The organism is Azospirillum sp. TSH64 (assembly GCF_003116035.1).
In the GTDB taxonomy this organism is placed as follows: Bacteria; Pseudomonadota; Alphaproteobacteria; order Azospirillales; family Azospirillaceae; genus Azospirillum.
The window spans coordinates 6329800-6350031 of sequence record NZ_LGQW01000015.1; the positions used below are offsets into that span (position 1 = coordinate 6329800).

The window sequence follows — 20232 nt, forward strand, 5'->3', positions numbered from 1 at the left end:
GGATCCCGCGGCCATGACGTCCATGATCAACATCCTGACCGCCCGCTGGTTCACGACCCTCGTCGGAGCCCTGGTGCTGTGTCTGCTCGTGTGGTTCGTCGGGCCGCTGGTCGCCATCGGCGACGCCCGTCCGCTGGAGGCCGATCTCGTCCGGTTCGCCGTGGTGCTGGTCGTGCTCGTCGCCTGGGGCGTGGCGAACATGCTGGCGCTGTCCCGTGCGAAGAAGACCGAAGCGGAACTGGTGGAGGCGGTGACCGGCGGCGCCGATGCCGGTGGTGGAGGCGGCGGCGACGCGGCGGCGGCGGAGGTCGCCACCTTGAAGGAGCGGCTGGACGAGACCGTCGCGCTTCTGCGCAAGTCGAACGCCAAGGGCGGACGGGGCAGGCGCTTCCTCTATGAAATGCCCTGGTACATGATGATCGGCCCGCCGGGATCGGGCAAAAGCACGGCGCTGGAGAATTGCGGGCTTGTGAGGCACGCCGCCGGCCGGTCCGGCCGCAGCGCGGTGCGCGGCGTCGGCGGCACCCGCAACTGCGAGTGGCTCTTCACGGAAGAGGCCGTGCTGATCGACACCGCCGGCCGCTACACCACGCAGGACAGCAACGAATCGGTGGACGCGGCGGGCTGGCGCGGCTTTCTCGACATGCTGAAGAAGACGCGGCCGCGCCAGCCGATCAGCGGCGCCATCGTCGCGATCAGCCTCGCCGATCTGGCCGGCGGGTCGGAGTCGGAGCGCGCGTCCCATGCCCAGGCCGTCCGTCAGCGGTTGAACGAGCTGTACGGCACCTTCGGCGTGCGCTTCCCGACCTATCTGCTGCTGACCAAGGCCGATCTGATCGCCGGCTTCACCGAATTTTTCGATGACCTCGACAAGGGGCAGCGCGAGCAGGTCTGGGGTGCCACTCTGCCCTATACCCCGGACCCCGACGTGACGGCCGAGGGCGGCTTCGCGCAGGAATTCGACCTGCTGCAGGAGCGGCTGAACACCCGCCTGCACGACCGCCTGCAGCAGGAGTCCGACCCGGCCCGGCGCAGCCTCATCTTCGGCTTCCCGGCGCAGGTGGCGTCCCTGCGGGAGCCCGTCATGCAGTTCCTCGCCGACGTGTTCGAGGGCAGCCGCTACGAGCACAAGCCGCTGCTCCGCGGCGTCTACTTCACCAGCGGAACGCAGGAGGGGACGCCGATCGACCGTCTGACCGCGAACATCGCGCGGATGGTCGGGGCCGGACAGGCCGCCGTGTCGCCCTTCACCGGCGGCGGCCGCGCGTATTTCCTGACCAATCTGCTGCGGGGCGTCATCTTTCCCGAAGCCAATCTGGTCAGCACCAACCCGCAGCTCGAACGGCGGCTGCTGTGGATGCAGCGCGGCGTCCTGGCGGCGACCGCGGTGACCGTGCTTGCGGCGCTCGGCGTCTGGACCGGCAGCACCGTGGAGAACCGCTCCCTCATCGCCGAAGCGGAAGCCGCCGCCGACCGCTTCGTCGAGCAGATCGAAAGCGTGCCGAAGAACGCCGGGCAGTCCCTGCGCCTGGAGGCCGTTCTGCCGCCTCTGGACACGATGCGGGCGCTCGCCCTCAAGGACGGGCAGCCGGCCCCGGTCGGGGCGACCTTCGGCCTCTACCAGGGTGACAAGATCTATGCCCAGGCGGCCGGCACCTACAGCCGCGCGCTGAACGCGCTGCTGCTGCCGCCGCTGGTCTACCGGCTGGAGGCGCAGATCCGCCAGAACCAGCAGAACACCGAGTTCCTGTACGAGGCGCTGAAGGTCTACCTCATGCTCGGCGGCCAGGGTCCGCTGGACGCCGCCCTGGTCCGCCAGTGGATGGCGCTCGACTGGACCGGGCTGTACCCGGATCCGACCGGCGGACCGATGCGCGAGACGCTGCTGGGCCATCTCAACGCCCTCCTGTCCGCTCCGCTGACCCCGGTGCCGCTCGACCAGCCGCTTGTCGAGCAGGCGCGCCGCCAGCTCGCGCGGTTCCCGCTGGCCGAGCGCGCCTATGCCCAGCTCCGGCAGGTTCCCGCCGCCCGCAAACTGCCGGAATGGCGCGTCGTCGACATCGGCGGGCCGGCGGCCGGACGGGTGTTCGCCCGGCGGTCCGGCAAGCTGCTTTCGGAGGGCATCCCCGGCCTCTACACGCGGGACGGTTTCTACACCGTCCTGCTTCCCAGCCTGACCACCATCGCCGAGGATGTCGCCCGCGAAAGCTGGGTTCTCGGCGATCCGGGCCGGGGGGATCAGAACCGGGGGGATCAGGGCCGCGAGACCGGCGCCGGGCAGGTCGGGCAGTTGTCCCGCGACGTCCTCCAGCTCTACCTCAACGACTACATCGCCCGTTGGGACGGCGTGCTCGCCGACCTGACGCTGGTTCCGATGCAAACGGCGTCCGTCGCCGCCCAGGTGGCGAGCGAACTGTCCGGGCCGGCCTCGCCGCTGCGCAATGTCCTGCTTGCCGCCAACGCCCAGACCAAGCTGGCCGCCGGGAAGTCGGCGACGGCCGACGCGGCGGCGACCGTGACCAACGTGGCGACCGCGGCCAAGCTGCCGGGGGGCGACCGTCTCGCCTCGGTCATGGCCACGACCACCGCTGCCGCCAACGCGCTTCCGGAACCCGGAAAGGCGGTGGACGACCATTTCGCGCCGCTGCACAGCTTCGTCGAGGGCCGGACGGGCGTCGCGGGGGCATCGCTCGACGACCTGATGCGGCTGCTGAACGACCTATACCTGCAATTGAACCGCGCCCAGGGAGGAGGGCCGACCGGCGTGCCCGGTGCGCCGCTCGGCCCTTCGCCGGCCCAGCAGATCGCCGCCGTGGCATCGCGCATGCCGGGTCCCGTCGCGGCGCTGGCCCAGCAGATGGGCCGGGCCGGTTCCAGCGCCACGGTCGGCACCACCCGCACCGAGCTGAACGCCCAATGGACGGCGCAGATCCTGCCCTTCTGTCGGCAGGCGACGGAAAACCGCTATCCGGTCTACCGTTCGGGGGCGGCGGACGTGATGCTGGCGGACTTCGCGAAGCTGTTCGGCCCGAACGGCCTGATCGACAGCTTCTTCAACCAGCAGCTCCGCCCCTATGTCGACATGACGCGCCAGCCCTGGCAATGGCAGAAGGTGGACGGCGCCGATCTGGGCATCGCGTCCGGCGTCCTGGCGCAGTTCCAGCGGGCCATCGCCATCCGCGACACCTTCTTTTCCGGCGGCGCTGGGCCCATGGTCAGATTCGACCTCGTGCCCACCATGTTCGACAGCGGCGTGACGCAGGCGGTCATCGAGGTGGATGGGCAGCCCGTGAAGCTGGTCGCCGGCCAGACGCGCCCCCTGCCGGTGCAGTGGCCGGGACCGAGCCCGCAGACCCGCGTGACCGTGAATGACGGCCAGGCGCCCGATATGACGGTGGACGGCCCCTGGTCGTGGTTCCGGCTGCTCGACCGCGCGAAGGTCGCCGGCAGCGGCATGCGCGACCGGATAACGGTGACGCTCGCCGCCGGTGGCGGCAACATCGGGTTCGAACTGCGGGCCGGCAGCGTTCTCAATCCCTTCGCGATGAAGGAGTTGAGCGAGTTCCGCTGTCCGGGGGCGCTGTGATGGCGGCCGGGGCGGGCTGGGCCGGTGCCGGGTTCCACGGCAAGCTACCTGTCCGGGGCGACTTCGTCACCCGGAATCTGCCGGCGCCGGTCGTGGAGGCGTTGGACGACTGGCTGCAGGACGGCATCGCGCACAGCCGCGACCGGCTCGGCGCCGACTGGCTGGACCTTTATCTGAGCAGCCCGATCTGGCATTTCGCGCTCGATGCCGCCATTGCCGGACCCGCCGCCCTGACCGGCCTGATGATCCCCAGCGTCGACCGGGTCGGCCGCTATTTCCCGCTGCTGGTGCTCGGCCCGCTGGAGGAGACGCGAGGCTTGGTCGAACCCGCGCTCCGCCACCGGTCCTGGCGGGAACGCGCCGAGAAGGCCGCCCTGCTCGCGCTTGACGATGGGATAGCCCTGGAGCGGTTCGAGCAGGAGATCGCGGCGCTCGGCACACCGGACGGGGCGGCGGGCTTCACCCCGCTGGAAACCGCCGCCGCCGGCCTGGCGGAGGACGCGCTGCGGACGCGGCACGGCGACCGGATCAGCCTGTGGTGGACCGAGGGGGGGGAGCGGGTGGCCTCGGTGCTGCTCGCCGCCGCCGGCCTTCCGCCGGCCGACCTCTTCACCAGCCTGCTCGACGGCGACTGGACACGGTTGAACGGGCTTGCGGCCTCGATACGACCGCTGGGAGGCCGGATATGACCATCTGTGGCAGAACCACCCGTCTCGGTCCCCTGACCGTCCGCTCAGCTGCCGCCACCCATGTCGGGCGCGTGCGCAAGCTGAACGAGGACAGCCTGCTCGACCGGTCCGAGATCGGTCTGTGGGCGGTGGCGGACGGCATGGGCGGCCATCAGCGCGGCGAATACGCCAGCGCCGCCATCGTCCAGGCGCTGGAGGCGATTGCCGCCCCCGACGGCGCGCCGGCCCTGATGGCGGCCGTCAAGGGAGGGCTGGAGGCGGTCAACGGACAGCTCCGGTTCCAAGGCCAGCGGAGCGGGGGGCCGATCGCCAGCACGGTCGTGTGCCTGCTTCTGTCCGGCTGGAGCTTCGCCTGCGTCTGGGCCGGCGACAGCCGGCTCTACCTGCTGCGCGACGGATGCATTTTCCGGGTCAGCCACGACCACAGCGTCGTGCAGGAACTGGTGGACGCCGGCGCCCTGCACCCGGACGAGACGGCCAGCCATCCGCGCGGCAACGAGGTGACCCGTGCCGTCGGCGCCTTCGACGACCTCGCGCTGGAGATGCGGCAGGGCCGCGCGCAGCCGGGCGATCTGTTTTTGCTGTGCAGCGACGGCCTGACCAAATTCGTCGGCGACCGGGAACTGTCCATCCTGCTGGCCGCTCCCGACCTTGCCGCTGCCGTCGACAGGCTCATCGCCACCGCGCTGGAGCGCGGCGGGTCCGACAACGTGACGGTCGTGGCGGTTTCCTGCCAAGCCGCACCGGGCACGGACGACGTCGACACCCTCGTGCTGAAAAAGCGCCCCACCGCCATCGAGGGATCCCACGCCGCCGCCCCGATGGCGGCGGTTCCGGGATCCGGTGGCAACGCCGATGAGTCCGTTCAATGACGCTGCCGCACGACGATCCATACACATCGCAGACCGCTCCGGCCGATGGCGCCGCCACGCCGGGGACGCTTCCGTCCGATGCGCTGCCGGTCAATGCGCCAACTGTGATCGCCCCCGGCAGCGGACGGCAAACCGCGGTGCCCGTGACCACCGCCCCCCCTGTGGGGCAGGTCGCCACGCAGATCGTCGCGTCGGGGACGACGGCGGCGCCGGCGGCCACCGCCGGTCCAGACACCGCCGGTCCATGGACGGGCTCCGGCGCGTCGATGGCCATCCAGCCCGGCATGGTGCTCAGCCATACCTTCATCGTCGAGCAGGTGGTGGCGCGCGGCGGTATGGGCGAAGTGTACCGGGCGCGCCATGTCGAGTTGAACACGCTGCACGCCATCAAGGTGATCCTGCCCGAACTGGCCCAGGATCCCAAGCTGGTGGACCTGTTCCGGCGGGAGGCTTCGGTTCTGCGTCAGGTGCGGCACGACGCGGTCGTCGCCTATGACGGGATCAACCGGGACGAGTTCGGCCGCCTGTTCCTGGTCATGGAGTTCGTCGACGGTCCTTCGCTGACCGCGGTCATGCGCGACGGTCCGTTCAGCGCCTCGGATGCGGCGGTGCTGCTGGACCGCATCGCCACCGGCCTGGCCGCCGCGCATGAGAAGGGGGTCGTCCACCGCGACATCTCGCCCGACAACATCATCCTGCCTGGCCGCCGGATCGAGCTGGCCAAGATCATCGACTTCGGCATCTCCAAGCAGACGGCGCCGGACGCGGCCACCATCATCGGCGACGGGTTTGCCGGGAAATACTCCTACGCCTCGCCGGAGCAGATCGGGATGCATGGGGGTGTGGTCGACGCCCGGTCCGACATCTACAGTTTCGGGCTCGTCCTCGCCGCGGTCCTGCTCGGCCGTCCGCTCGACATGGGCAACTCGCCGCAAAGCGTGATGGAGCGCCGGATGCGGGTTCCCGATCTCGGCACCGTTCCGTCGCCGTTGCGGGAGGTGCTGACCGACATGCTGGCGCCGGACCCGGCCCGGCGGACGCAGTCGGCGGCCTCGCTGATCGGCATCTGCAACGCCCGGTCCCGCAGCGCGTCCAAGACGGGGACCGGTACCGGCAAGGGCTCCCGTCCTGTCATGCCGATCGTTGCCGCCGGTCTCGCCGCTGCGGCCCTGATCGGCGGGGTGGGGGGCTATCTGGCACTTTCCGGCCCGGCACCCGACCGCCCGCCTCCGGCTGTCGTCGAAAAGCCGGCCGACAAGCCAGTTGACAGGCCGGCCGAAAAGCCCGCCGAAAAACCCATCGTGAAGACCGCCGAGGTTGCTCCATCGCCACCGGCCTTCGCGCCGGCTGTGGCTCCGGCCGTGACGCCGGTGACGCCGACAGCGCCGGTTGCCCCCGCCGAGTCGGCGGCGTCCCCTCCGACGGCGCTTCCGACACCCCCACCGGTCGCCCTTTCTTCGGCACACCCTGCGACCCTGCCGCCGGTCCCGCCCCCTGTCGCGACGGGCGGGTCGCCCGCCGTGCTTCAACCGCCCGCCATCCAGACGCCTCCTGCTCAGATCGCCACCTTGCGGCCTGCGCCGACGCCGGACGATGTGCGGGTGCGGCTGGAGCAGGCCCGCCGGAGCCTGTCCTGCGCGGGCCTGCACATCGACAGGTCCGGCGGCGGCCGTTTCGCAGTTTCAGGCTATGCGGGATCGGACGCCGACCTCCGTCTTCTCAACGACCGGCTGAGCAATTTTGCTGCGGAAAGCAAGATCGACCTGTCGCTGTCGGTCCGTCCGTGGCCCTTCTGCGAGGCGCTGGCCATCGCCATTCCGCCCACCGAAGCCATGCGGGGCGAGTATGTTCAGATTGGCCTCAACAAGCCGTCCCTCGTCTACCGTGACGGGGAAACGCTGATGGTGACGGTCAAGGCCGGCATGCTCGGCGGCCATCTCACCGTCGATTACCTGGATCTCGACGGCAGCGTCGTGCATATGGTGCCCATGCCTCTCCGCCGCGACGGCCAGATCAACGCGCGGCAGTCTATCACGCTGGGCGCCGAGGCGAACAAGGTCGACAAGAACACGCGGGTCTACGACATCTCCGCCCCCTTCGGGCCGGGGATGATCCTGGCGGTGCTGACGGCGAAACCGCTGTTCGCCGCGAACCGGCCGGAGGTGGAGCGCGCGTCCGACTATCTCCCGGCTCTGCGGGCCAAGCTGGCGAATCTTGGGGAGGGCAATCGCGAACTGGCCAGCGACGCGGTCTTCTTCACGACGGTCGCCCGCTGAGAATGGCTCCCACTCCATTGCGCCGGATCGGGTTTGCCGCGCTTCTGCTCGCCGTCCTGGCGGGTGCGGCATCCCTATGGACGGTGGGCATGCGGTCACCGACGCTACCTGAGCCGGCAGCGCCGGCGCCGGTCGTCGTCGCCGTGCCGCCGCCGCCGGTGGCCGCTGCGCCGCCGGCACCGCTCTACGGCAGTTTGCGTCCGGCACCGTGTCCGTCGCCCGACCGGGACCCACCCTCCGTCCCCTCTCCGCGCTGTGCCGCCCTGACGGTGCCGCAGGATTGGGACCATGCCGCGGGTCCGGCGGTGGAGGTCTTCGTGGCGGTGCTGCCGGCCACCAGCCCGGCACCGCACGAGGAGCCCGTGCTGGTGTTGACGGGCGGCCCCGGACAGGCGGGCAGCGACGAGATCGGCTCCGCCGGAACCATGCTGAAGGCGATGCGCGCGCGCCGCGACATCATTCTGCTCGACCAGCGGGGAACCGGCCGCTCCGTTCCATCGCTCCGCTGCCCGGCCATAGATCCCATGCGCTTCTGGTACGGTGGCCTGACGGCCGACGACGTGCTGGAATGCCTCGGCCCGGTGCAGGCGGCCGGCTATCGCCTGGAGCATTTCGACACGCGGCAGAGCGCGCTGGACGTTTCCGCCCTCCGGCGTGCGCTCGACCTCCCGAACTGGAACATCGTCGCGACCTCCTACGGCACCATCCTGGCGCAGGAGCTGGTGCGCGAGGACGGCGATGCGATTCGGACGCTGACCCTGAATTCCCCGACAACGGCCTCCGCGACCTGGCTGGACGATGACCGGCTGGCATCGGTGCAGCGCGCTTTCCGAACGGTGACCGAAGATTGCGCGGCGATGACCGATTGCGCCCGGCATTTCCCCGGCCTGGCCGGTGCGGTTCCGCGGATCGCCAAGGCGCTGTCCGCGAGGCCGCTGACCTTGCGTGTGCGCGACCCGCGCAATGGACGCGAGTCCGACCTCCGGCTGGGGTGGCCGGTCATTGCGGGAACGCTGGCCTTCCATCTCGGAACCGGCGCCGAAATGGTTCGGGTGCCGGCCATGCTGGACTATCTTGACAAAATAAGCGCCGACCGCCAGGGGGCCGACACGCGGCGGCTGACGGACATCCTGGCGCCGGAGCCCTTCTGGCGGATTTTCGACCACCTTGCCTACGGCCTCAATCTGGTCATCGGTTGCCGCGAGAACCGCCCGCGCATCGACGCCCGCGCCGCCCGTGCCGCCGGGGCCGCTTATTACCCGCAAGTGGTCGCCGAAGCCATCGAGACCGACTACGACATCGCCTGCCCGACGCTGAAGCTGCCGCCGGCGGACCCGGCCTTCTACCGCCCGGTGATGGCGAACACTCCCGCCCTGATCCTGACGGGGGTCTACGACACGCTGTCCCCGACGGTGCAGGCGGAGGCGCTTGCGAAAGCGTTCGGTGGCGCGAAGATCGTCCGCTTTCGTGGATTGGGCCACGATGTGCTGGGCACCAGCTCCTGCGCCGGGGCAATCGCGGCGCGCTTCGTCGAGACCGCCGGAACGGAAGCGCCGCAAGACTGCGCGGACCGGTTCCTGCCTCCATCCTTCGATACCACGCTGCCGGGGGGCGAGGAGACGAGACGGTGACAGCCGTTCGAGATCGGGCTGCGTCGGCCGGGGGGATCGCCATCGGCAGGGGATGGGCTGACCGCCTTCTTCCCGGGATTTGCCTCTTTTGCGCGCATGATAACTTTCCGTTCGCTTGTTTGCGAGTGATTTAAAAGCAACTAACCCTTAATAAGACATATGATGTCTCCTTGTGACGACTTAGACGCTTGACCGAAGGCATATGCTCTTGTTAATCCACTTCTGGTCGGATTTCCGTCTCTTAGGTTGATGGAGTTTCCGGGCCGAATAGGAAGGGTTGCGGCCTCTTCGCGCAAAGCGCATCGAATTTGTCTCAACGGCCTTGTTCCTGTGTCCGGAACCGGCGCGAACTGTCGGAAGAAGAAATGCGAAAACTTCCCGGTTTCCTCCGCGTTGGCATGGTCGGCCTTGCTCTGGCGACCGTGGGGCAGACCGGTTTCGCGCAGGGCCTGCCATCGGACATCTCCAAGGGATTGCGCCTGCCGGGCGATGTGGAGCCCGGCCGCGGGACCGAACGCGTCGCCCCTCCGCGCATGGATGGCACGGAGCCGGGTGCCATCTCGGTTCCGCAATCGGCCACCAGCAAGGCTCCGGCGGGAGCGCAGCGCACGACGCTTCTGCTGAAGGGCATCGAGTTCGTCGGGATGGAGGCTTTCACGCGCGAGGATTTCGCGCCTCTCTTCACCCCCCTGATCGGCACGACCGTCTCGCTGGAGTCCCTGTTCGAACTGGCCGACAGGATCGCGACGCGGTACCGCGAGGACGGTTATTTCCTGAGCCGAGCCCTGGTTCCGGCCCAGACCATCCGCGACGGCGTCTTCAAGATCCAGATCATCGAAGGCTATGTCAGCGACATCGTGATCGACGGCGACGCCGGTCCGGCCGAACCGCTGATCCGTGGCTTCGTCGAAAAAATCGTCGCGCACCGCCCTGTCAGCCTGTCCGACGTCGAACGCTATCTCCTTCTCGCCAACGATGTCCCCGGCTATACGGTGCAGAGCAATTTCCGGCGCTCCAGCACGGCGGTCGGGGGCGCGCAGATGGTCATCACCGCCCAGCGCAAGCCGTTCGACGGCTATGTCTCCATCGACAATTACGGATCCCACTATCTGGGGCCGACCACCGTCGTCGGCGGCCTGTCGGCCAATTCCTTCACGCCCTTCGGCGAGCGGACCAGCCTCACGGCCCTGGCCACCAGCCAGTTCAGCGAACAGAAGATGGCGCAGCTGACCTACGAGCAGTATGTGGGCAGCGAAGGCCTGTCGGTTCAGGGCTTCGCCCTCTACGGAAAGGTCGCACCCGGTTTTCTGCTGAAGCCGCTCGACGTCCGCGGCAAAACGGTGAAGCTTGGAGCGAGCCTTCGCTACCCGCTGCTGCGCTCACGCGACCTGTCGGTCTATGCGGGTGGCGCCTTCGACTATCTGAACGGCGACACATACGTGTCCAAGGCCCAATACACCCAGGACCGGCTGCGGGTGTTGCAGGGCAGCCTGACGGCCAACATGCGCGACAGCCTGATGGGGGGCACGGCGCTGACGTTCAAGATCCGTCAGGGCCTTCCCATCATGAACGCCAGCAGCTCGTCCAGCCCGCTTCTGTCCCGCGTCGGCGGCAGCGGGGAGTTCACGAGCTACCGTGTCGACGTTTCCCGCGTGCAGACGATCATCCCGCCGCTCGAACTCGTGCTCAGCGCCGCCGGCCAATACAGCCGGCGCCCCTTGCTGGCGAGCGAGCAGTTCGCGGTGGGCGGCACCGCCTTCGGGCGCGGCTACGACCCGGCGGCGCTGTCGGGCGACCGCGGTGTCGCGGCATCGGCCGAACTGCGTTACCCGCTTGCCCTCGGGCTAGACCTGCTCGATTCCGTCACACCCTACTCGTTCGTCAACACCGGTCACGTACGGAACTGGACGGGGACACAGCTCCAGGGACATCTCTGGTCCGCCGGCGCCGGGTTGCGGATGAACTTCATCGAAGGACTGGCAGGTCATGTCGAGGTGAGCCGTCCGCTGACGGCCACGATCATCGACAACGACAGCTCTCATAACACGCGCTTCAACTTTTCACTGACCTACCAGTACTGACCCTGGCCAGTACTGACCCTGGCTCAGGGCCGGCGGTTCCGTGCCGGCCAGACGACGACAGAGACAGCGCGCAGAAGGGATGCGGATTATGCGGAAGCCCTCGGTATCGAAGAGCCTGAAGACGGCCTCCCGCCCGCGGAACCGCGGCCGTCATCCCGCAGCCGCCGCCAATCCGGCGACCGTCGCCGCAGGCCAGGATTTCCGAATCCAGGGCCTCCGGGTCCCGCGCGGCCGTTTCCTGGAGACATCTGCCCTCACCGGCGTTCTCGCGCTGGCGGGATGCCTGGCCGTCGGGGCCTTGGTCCTCGGCGGCGCCCCGGCCTTCGCCAACCCGGTGAACGGCACCGTCGTCGACGGTTCGGTCTCCATCGGCGGGCAGCCGGGGGAACTGGTCGTCCGGCAGTCCACCGACAAGGCGATCATCGACTGGCAGAGCTTCAACATCGGCGTGGGCGAACTTACCCGCTTCGTGCAGCCCAGCGCCAATTCCATCACGCTCAACCGCGTCACCGGCGGCATGCGGTCGGACATCGCCGGCTCGCTCCAGGCCAACGGCAACATCTGGCTGGTCAATCCCAACGGCGTTCTGATCAGGAGCGGCGCCCGCGTCGACGTGGGTGGCCTGCTCGCCACCACCGCCGACATCCGCAACCAGGACTTCATGGCGGGCGCCTACAGCTTCGATCGCGCCTCCGCCAACCCGAACGCCACCGTCGTCAACGAGGGGACCATCACCCTGGCCGACCGTGGCATCGCCGCCCTGGTTGCGCCGCATGTCCGCAATTCCGGCCTGATCGAGGGGCGCCTGTCGCAGGTCGTCCTTGCCGGCGCCCCGACCTTCCTGGTCGATTTCCAAGGCGATGGCCTGATGCGGTTCGAGGCCACCGGCGTGGTCGAGAAGGCGCCGGAGGGCGTGCAGGAACTCGTCCGCAACAACGGCGTCGTTCGCGCTCCCGGCGGGCGGGTCACCATGACCGCGCGCGCCGCGAGCGGCATCCTCGACAAGGTCATCAACATGGATGGCGTCGTCGAAGCCCAGAGCGTCCAGTCCGTCAACGGCACCATCGTTCTGTCAGGCGAAGACAGCGGCACGGTGGCCGTATCCGGGCGGCTCGACGTGCAGGGGGCCGATCCGGGCACGGTCGGCGGCACCGTCCAGGTCAGCGGCCAGAAGGTGGCGGTCGAAAGCGGCGCCCGGATCAATGCCCAGGGCCGACGTGGCGGCGGCACCGTCCAGATCGGTGGCGGTGCCCAGGGCAAGGGGCTGCGCTTCACCGCGAAGCAGACCAAGGTTGCGGCCGGCGCCCGCATCGACGCGAGCGCCACCGAGCACGGTGACGGCGGCCAGATCGTCGTGTGGTCGGATCATTCGACCGAGTTCAGCGGGTCGATCATGGCACGCGGTGCCGGGACCGGCGGAAACGGCGGCTTTGCCGAAGTGTCCGGCAAGTCCGCTCTCAATTTCCGTGGGTCGGTTGATCTCGCGGCGGCCGGGCAAGGCCGGGGCGGCACGCTTCTGCTCGACCCGACCGACATCACCATCGGCAACGCCGATGCGAACGTCACCGGCGCGCCGAGCTATCAACCCGATGGAACCAATCCGGCGGCGGCGACGATCGATGCCGTGACGCTCGGCGGCTTCCTCAACGCCGGAACTAACGTCACCGTCGTTACGACCAGCACCGGCGGCGGCACCGGGAACATCCTGGTCACCGCGCCGATCACCATGAACGGGGCCGGGAACACTGCCACCCTGTCCCTTCAGGCGGATGGCGGAATCACGGTTCAGAACACGGGTTCGATCACCAGCACGGCCGGCACGCTGAACGTAACGATGAACGCCAACGGCGGCGGTGTCTCGGTCGACGGCGCAATCTCCATCACCGGAAATCTGTCCATCACCGCCGCAGGCTCCATCCTGCAGTCGGCAGCCCTGACGGTTGGCGGAACCTCGTCCTTCACCGCGGGTGCCAACGCGATCACGCTCAGCAACGCCGGCAACGCGCTGACGGGTGCGGTGACGCTGAGCAACAGCGGGACCAACGACGCATCGCTGACCAACACGCTGGCGACCTCGCTGAGCGGCACGGTGGGGCAGGACCTGACGGTGGTCAGCGGCGGGACGCTGGGCTTCGGTGCCACGACGGTGGGCCGCACCCTGACGGCCACGGCGAGCGATGCGGTGACGCAGACCGGGGCGGTCAGTGCCAACAGCCTGACGGTGAAGACGCTGAAGAACGGCGGTGCCGCGATCACGCTCAGCAATGCCGGCAACGACGTCACCACGCTGGACCTGCGCTCGAGGAACGCCGCCGACACCGCCGATGCGGCCGGTGCGCTCAGCTACACCGACGCGACGGCGCTGGACCTCGCGGCGCTGAACACGACCGGCACCGTGTCGATCACCAGCGGCGGCGCGCTGACCCAAAGCGGTGCGCTGACGATTGGTGGAACCTCGTCCTTCACCGCCGGCGCCAACGCGATCACGCTCAGCAACACCAGTAACGCGCTGACGGGTGCGGTGACGCTGAGCAACAGCGGGACCAACAACGTGTCGCTGACCAACACGCTGGCGACCTCGCTGAGCGGCACGGTCGGGCAGGACCTGACGGTGAGCATCGGCGGGACGCTGAGTTTCGGTGCCACGACGGTGGGCCGCACCCTGACGGCCACGGCGAGCGATGCGGTGACGCAGACCGGGGCGGTCAGCGCCAACAGCCTGACGGTGAAGACGCTGAAGAACGGCGGTGCGGCGATCACGCTCAGCAATGCCGGCAACGACGTCACCACGCTGGACCTGCGCTCGAGGAACGCCGCCGACACCGCCGATGCGGCGGGAGCGCTCAGCTACACCGACGCATCGGGCCTGGACGCCGCCACCCTGGCCACATCAGGAACGGCGACGCTCACCGTACATGGCAGCCTCGGCACGCTGGTGGGCACCCCGGGGACGCTGACCGCGACGGTGGACGGTGCTCTCGGCTTCGGCACTATCGCCGTCGCCAACACGCTGACCGCCACGGCCGGCGACGCCGTGACGCAGAGTGGCGCCATCGGTGCCAACACCCTCTCGGTGAAAACGCAAAAGTCCGGCGGTGCCGCGATCACGCTGACGAACTCCGGCAACGATGTCGTCAATCTGGACCTGCAGACGCTGGATACGCAGGGCGGCCGGGCCGCGGGCGCCATCGCCTACACCGACGCCTCGACGGTGAACATCGCCGCGTTGCAGACCGGCAGCAACGCGACGGTGGTGGCGGGCGGCGGCATCACGCAATCGGCGGCACTGCAGGTGAGCGGCACCTCCTCCTTCACGGCGCAGGGTGGCGGGATCGTCCTGACCAACGGGGGCAATGCGCTCGGCGGGCAAATCGCGCTGAACACGACCGGCGCCAACGACGCAACCCTCGCAAACGCACTGGACACCAGTTTGACCGGCACGGTCGGGCGGGATCTCGGGGTGACGGCGGGCGGTCGCCTGACCTTCGCGACCGTGACGGCCGGCGGGACGCTGTCGGCCACCGCGTCGGATGCGGTGACGCAAAGCGGTGCCGTGACGGCAAGCCGCCTGAATGTCACGACGCGCAACGACGGCGGCGCGGCGATCACCCTGACGAACGCCGGCAACAACGTTGCCGTGGCCCAGCTGACGTCCCGCAACTCAGGCGATACCATGACCGCCAGCGCTGCGATTGCCTACACCGATGTGAACGGTGTGGAGATCGCCGGCGTGGGCACGACGGGAACTGCGACCATCGATGCGGGCGGGGCGATCAGCCAGAGCGGCGCCATTGTTGCCAACACGCTCGTGGCCCGGTCACGCGGCGGTTCGGAAGGGGGGATCCGACTGACGAACGCCGGCAACGAGGTGTCCTCGCTGGACCTGCGGTCGCTGGACGGCAGCGGCAACATGGCGGCCGGAGACATCGCCTACACCGACGCAACCGCGATGGACATTGCCAGGCTGAGCACGACGGGTTCGGTGGCGCTGGTCGCCGGCGGCCAGGTCACGCAAAGCGGAGCATTGACCGCCGGCAGCCTTTCGGTGAAGACGCTGAAGGACGGCGGTGCCGCGATCACCCTGACCAACTCCGGCAACGACGCCGGCTCCATCGATCTGCGCACCCTCACCGCCGATGGAACCGCGAATGCCGCCGGAGCCATCACCTATAGCGACGTCAACGGCTTGACCACTGCGACGGTCGGCACGGCCGGTGCGGCCGCACTGGCGGCGGGCGGCAACATCGGCACGCTTGCCGGTGCCGCCGCTGCGCTGGGGGTCACCACGGACGGGGCCTTCAATATCGGGACCATCACCATCGGCGGCACATTGACCGTGACGGCCGGAGGCGCCGTTACCCAGAGCGGCGCCATCACGGCCAACACCCTGGCCGTCACGACACGCAAGGACGGCGGCGCGGCGATCACCCTGGACAACAGCGCCAACAACGCTGCCGCCATCGACCTTCGGGCGCGCAATGCGGACGATACGGCCGATGCCGCCGGGGCAATCGCCTATACCGATGCCGACGGCGTGACCATCCAGCGGCTGCGTACCGGCGGTTCGCTTGCGCTCAACGCCGGAAGCGTCGATCAGACCGGTGCCATCGCGGTCGGCGGTCCGGCCCGGATCACCTCCAAAGACCTGCGCCTGACGAACGCAGACAACGGCTTTGCCGGGGATGTCGTGTTGACGACCACCGGCGACGCGGTCCTGGTCAACGGCCGCGAGACCAATCTGACCGCTTCGGTGGCCGGCGATCTGACCGTACAGTCCAAGGGGGTGCTGACGGTTGCGCCGATGGCGGTCGCCGGCGGCTCCGTCACCCTGACGGCGGCGTCCGGAACGGTGCTGACCGGCGACCTGACCGCCAGCAATGGATCGGTCACGATTGCCACCCCGCTGCGGACCGCCTCGTCGCTCGGCATCACCGCCAAGGGGAACGTCTCGCTGGGAACGGTCACCCAGGGGGAGGGATCGACGCTGACCATCAACGCCGGCGGCGCGATCGATGCCGCCGCCCTGTCGGCCGGCACGGGGACGTCGCTGGCGCTGCGGGCCGGCGGGGCCGTCTCCTTCACCAATGCCGTCACCGGCCTGGGCATGCTGAACCTGCTCGACGCCCAGACCTTCACCTTCGGGGGAGCGGTCAACGCCGGCACGCTGGTCACTTACGATCGTCCTTACGCGATCAACCTGATGGGCGGCGGCACGATCGGTTCGGCAACACGCTTCGTGAACACCGGAACGTTGCGGCTGAACGGGACCCTGAACGACATGGCCTTCGCCGGCGGACTGGACACCGGGTCGGGATCGCCGTCGACCACCTACCTGTCCGGCACCATCTCGACCATGGGTGGGGCGATGAAGCTGGGCCGTGTCGGGACGAGCCTGTCCGACACGCGCTACACGGTCCTGGAAGGGGCGACGCTTCTGAAGAGCGGCGCGTTGAGCATCGGCCCGCTGGACGCGAGCCGGAAGGGAATCGACCTCACCATCCAGGCCGGAAGCAGCGACATCGTGTTCAATGGGGAGGTCGGCCAGATCCAGCCGCTGAACAATGTCCGGATCAATGGTTCAAGCTCGGTTCTGATCAGTCAGATGTTCACCACCACGGGCGTGCTGACGCTGTCGGTGGACGGGACCTTCGCCAACACCAACCTGATGAACCTGCGCGACCAGGCCAGCGCCCCCTACGAGGGGCTGGGGCTGGATGTCGGCGGCATCAACATCCTGAAAGCCACGAAGGTCACCGCCTACGGGAAGGTCGCCGGCTATGGCGGAAAGCAGGCCAGCCTCCAGGCGCAGTCCAATACCCAGAGTGCGGACTACGTCTTCAACGGCTGCCCGATCAAACAGATTTCCGGCTGCACGCCGCTGTCCATCGGCCTGCCCGTCCAGGCGCTGCGCCTGACGTTGGACGATGCCCGTGTGGTCGTGCCAGTGCGTCCGCCGTCCCAGAGCGATGCGGACGCCATCTTCTCCAATTCCGGCAACGAAGAGCTCTGGTAAGAGTGCGAGGATCATCCCCATGAAGCGGCCGAACATCCGGATTGTGGCTACGGCAGTGCTTTGCGCCGCGCTTGGCGGTTGCATGAACACCTCCTCCTCACGATCGGGGGACACATCCTTTCTCGTCGGCAAGAACGGCATCGGGGAGGCGTGCCGGGCCCAGCCCGGAGCGCGGCCGGAGGGCGGTACCGGCGTCCAGCGCACGCTGGAGGTCTATTGCGGCAACTGGCGGGAGCCCAGCGCGCGTGTGATCGAGCTGACCCCCGACATGTCGGCCAATGCGGTGATGGGGAACTACGCGTCGCAAAGCTGGTGGCGTGGCGATATCGACCAAAGATTGACCTGCCCGGCACCGGCGGCTGCCAAGGTGCTCGACCGCTACGACGCCCTGCTGATGGAATGCCGGCGCAAGCAGGGCGGCTGGCCCGTGGTGGCCATCGTCGCCTCGGTGAACGGGGCGGTGTTTCTGGCCGAGGGCATCCCGGTGGCGATGAGCCAGATCGAAAACACCATCGGCGGCCTCGCCGGGGCGATCGACCGCTCCAAGATCGAGGAGGCCGGCGGCTCGCGCTCCTCGGTGGCCGAGCGGCTGGAAGCCCAGACCAAATTCAGCATCGGCGATCTGTCGGCGTTTGAGAACGCCATGCGCCTCGGTCAGTACTACAACAGCATCCGCGAGTTCGCGAAGGCCGAGGATCAGTACCGCCAGGCTCTGGCGGTGCTGATGAAGTTCCAGCCGGACGACGAGGTCAACCAGGGGATCCTCTACGCCCATCTCGCCCTGCAGGCCAGCAACCAGCAGCGCTTCGCCATCGCCGACGGCCTGTTCGATCAGGCGGAGACCAAGCTTGGGGGGGCCGACGAGCTGGTCCGCCTGCGGTTGGGCAGCTATCGGGCGCTCCATCTCGCCAACCAGCGGCAGTATGACAATGCCCTGGAGCAGGCGAAGAAAGTCGCCGCGGAACGCCAGAGCGTGAGCGTGGCCAAGGGGGCCGGCCGCCGCAGCGGCGACGACAGCCAGGCGTTCGGCGTGTCCGATGTCGCCCGGAACACGGAAATCCTGTTCGCCGACATGGCGCTGGACACCTACACCCAGGCCCGCATGCAGGAAAAGACCGGGCGGCTGAGGGAGGCGTCGGCGGCTCTCGACCAGGCGTTCGGCGTGCTGGGGCAGGCCCGTATGGCGCCGTCCTGGTGGCGGCCGCAATTCCTGTTCCTTCAAGCCGAACTGGACGTCGACACCGGCAGTCCGGAGCGCGGGGTCGGCCGGCTGGAAACCGCCATCGCCGAGCAGCGCAAGCTGTTCAGCAACTCGCGGCTGGAGGTTCTGGCCCTGCTTGCGCTGGGCAAGGCGCATGCGGCGGCCGATCGCGCCGAGGAGTCCCTGCGCGCCTTCCGTGCCGCCTTCGCCATCTCTGCGGAGCGCTCCACCGCGCTTCCCTACGAGGTGGTCTTTCCCTTCTTCGACCTGATGCTGACCCTGGCCGAGAAGAACCCGGACAAGGCCGAAAGCTATTTCGCCGAGATGTTCGAGGCCGGGCAGCTGGTGCGCGGGACGATGACCAGCCAAGCAATCGCCCGGACGGCCGTGCGCATGTCCGCCGACCGGTCGGCCGGCGGCGTCATCCGGCGTCTTCAGGACGCCGAGCGCGACCATGACCGGGCCAAGAACGAACTGGCCTGGATGGAGGCCGATCCGCAGGCGCTCCCGAACGAACTCGACTTCCTGCGGACGGAGGTGGAGAACAAGAAGCGGGCCGTCAGCCAGTTGACCCAGGAGGTGCAGAGCGCCTTTCCGCGGTACCAGAGCCTGCTGGACGCGCCGGTGAAGGTCGCCGACGTTCAGGCCCAGCTCGGCCAGCGGGACGCGCTCTATCAGGTGATCGTCGGCGAGCCGATGTCGGTTGCCTTCCTGGTCCGCAAGGACGGCGTGATGGCCTATCGGGTCGCCCTGACGACCGGGCAGGTTGCCCGCGAGACCAAGGCTCTGCGCTCCGCCATCGATGGCAGCCAGTTGCTGGAGTACGACGTCATCGGCGCCAACAAGCTGTTCGAGACGCTGATGGGGCCGGCGAAGCCCCGCCTGGCCGGCATCGAGCATCTGGTGACGGTCCCGTCCGGGCCGTTGCTCAGCCTGCCGCTCGGCCTTCTGGTGACCGAACCGCACCCGCGCATCACCGACAACAGGGACTACCGGAACGTTCCCTGGCTCGCCCAGCGCTACGCGCTGACCCTGACGCCCTCGGTGCGGTCCTTCGTGGATCTGCGGCGCGTGGAGCCGTCGTCCGCGCCGCAGCCCTTCATCGGCTTCGGCGATCCGCTGCCGTTCACCAATGTCGACGCCGTGCTGCGCAACCGCAACCTGCCGGACAGCTGCCGGTCCGAAGTCGCCCGCCTGACCAAGCTTCCGCGCCTGGAAGGGACGGACCGGGAGGTCCGGACGGTGGCCCAGAGCGTGCAGGCGTCCGCGGGATCGGTCCTGATCCGCGACGGCTTCAACCACGAGAAGGTGCGGCAGCTCGGCCTGGCTCCCGACAATGGCGCGGCGCAGCTGGAGCAGTACCGGATCGTCTATTTCGCCACGCACGGCCTGCTGCCGAACGAGTTGAACTGCTGGTCGGAACCGGCCCTGATGGTCTCGCTGCCCGAGGGGGCGCCGCAGCAATATGACGGCCTGCTGACGGCGAGCGAGATCGAACAGCTGCGCCTCAACGCCGATCTGGTCGTGCTGTCCGCCTGCAACACCGGCGCCGAGGGCAGTGGCGGCGGCGAAAGCCTGACCGGTATCGCCCGGTCCTTCTTCGTCGGCGGCGCCCGCTCGCTGCTGGTGTCGCATTGGCAGGTGGACAACGAAGCGACGATCAAGCTGATGACGGAACTGTTCCGAAAGATCAGCACGGACCGTTCCAAGGGCAGTGCCTATCATTTGCAGACCGCGCAGAAGGCAATCATCGCTGACCTGGATCAGAGCCATCCTTATTTCTGGGCGGCCTTTACGCTGGTCGGTGACGGGAGCCGGCCGATCACCCTTTCCGCCGGCCTGTAATCTTCAAAAGCCGTTTTGGAGTTCCGCATAATCGAGGC

The 20232-nt window shown here is 68.6% G+C and carries 8 protein-coding genes; all 8 read left to right on the top strand.

Annotated features, from left to right (window positions below):
* Nucleotides 1-13: 13 nt before the first annotated feature.
* The 8 genes from tssM to TSH64_RS30040 all read left to right on the top strand — a co-directional run bounded on the left by tssM (nucleotide 14) and on the right by TSH64_RS30040 (nucleotide 20194).
* Nucleotides 14-3586 (top strand): type VI secretion system membrane subunit TssM, encoded by a 3573-nt coding sequence (gene tssM / locus TSH64_RS30005; protein ID WP_109450663.1) that lies wholly within the window; start codon nucleotides 14-16, stop codon nucleotides 3584-3586.
* Nucleotides 3586-4275 carry a type VI secretion system-associated protein TagF gene (gene tagF / locus TSH64_RS30010; protein WP_109450665.1) on the top strand — a complete coding sequence of 230 codons (690 nt, stop codon included), beginning with the start codon at nucleotides 3586-3588 and terminating at the stop codon, nucleotides 4273-4275. Before tssM ends, tagF begins: the two co-directional genes overlap by 1 nt.
* Nucleotides 4272-5147, top strand: coding sequence for a protein phosphatase 2C domain-containing protein (locus TSH64_RS30015; RefSeq protein ID WP_109450667.1), 876 nt, complete (start codon nucleotides 4272-4274; stop codon nucleotides 5145-5147). The genes tagF and TSH64_RS30015 overlap by 4 nt, the downstream gene beginning before the upstream one ends.
* Nucleotides 5144-7423, top strand: a complete 2280-nt coding sequence (locus TSH64_RS30020) for a serine/threonine protein kinase (protein WP_109450669.1) — start codon at nucleotides 5144-5146, stop codon at nucleotides 7421-7423. The genes TSH64_RS30015 and TSH64_RS30020 overlap by 4 nt, the downstream gene beginning before the upstream one ends.
* An 89-nt stretch (nucleotides 7424-7512) precedes the next feature.
* Complete coding sequence (locus tag TSH64_RS30025; RefSeq protein ID WP_109450671.1) at nucleotides 7513-9054, top strand: alpha/beta fold hydrolase; 1542 nt, start codon at nucleotides 7513-7515, stop codon at nucleotides 9052-9054.
* 398 nt (nucleotides 9055-9452) lie between these two features.
* Nucleotides 9453-11135 (top strand): ShlB/FhaC/HecB family hemolysin secretion/activation protein, encoded by a 1683-nt coding sequence (locus tag TSH64_RS30030; RefSeq protein WP_199237698.1) that lies wholly within the window; start codon nucleotides 9453-9455, stop codon nucleotides 11133-11135.
* 88 nt (nucleotides 11136-11223) lie between these two features.
* Entirely contained in the window at nucleotides 11224-17148 is a 5925-nt protein-coding gene (locus TSH64_RS30035; protein ID WP_158285433.1) for a filamentous hemagglutinin N-terminal domain-containing protein, read from the top strand.
* A gap of 82 nt (nucleotides 17149-17230) precedes the next feature.
* Nucleotides 17231-20194, top strand: coding sequence for a CHAT domain-containing protein (locus tag TSH64_RS30040; protein WP_146208084.1), 2964 nt, complete (start codon nucleotides 17231-17233; stop codon nucleotides 20192-20194).
* The last annotated feature ends 38 nt before the right edge of the window (nucleotides 20195-20232 follow it).

Coding starts and splice junctions, on each gene's coding strand:
- TSH64_RS30035 (WP_158285433.1), top strand. CDS start 11,224: ATGCGGAAGCCCTCGGTATCGAAGAGCCTGAAGACGGCCTCCCGCCCG.
- TSH64_RS30020 (WP_109450669.1), top strand. CDS start 5,144: ATGACGCTGCCGCACGACGATCCATACACATCGCAGACCGCTCCGGCC.
- tssM (WP_109450663.1), top strand. CDS start 14: ATGACGTCCATGATCAACATCCTGACCGCCCGCTGGTTCACGACCCTC.
- TSH64_RS30040 (WP_146208084.1), top strand. CDS start 17,231: ATGAACACCTCCTCCTCACGATCGGGGGACACATCCTTTCTCGTCGGC.
- TSH64_RS30015 (WP_109450667.1), top strand. CDS start 4,272: ATGACCATCTGTGGCAGAACCACCCGTCTCGGTCCCCTGACCGTCCGC.
- TSH64_RS30030 (WP_199237698.1), top strand. CDS start 9,453: ATGGTCGGCCTTGCTCTGGCGACCGTGGGGCAGACCGGTTTCGCGCAG.
- tagF (WP_109450665.1), top strand. CDS start 3,586: ATGGCGGCCGGGGCGGGCTGGGCCGGTGCCGGGTTCCACGGCAAGCTA.
- TSH64_RS30025 (WP_109450671.1), top strand. CDS start 7,513: ATGCGGTCACCGACGCTACCTGAGCCGGCAGCGCCGGCGCCGGTCGTC.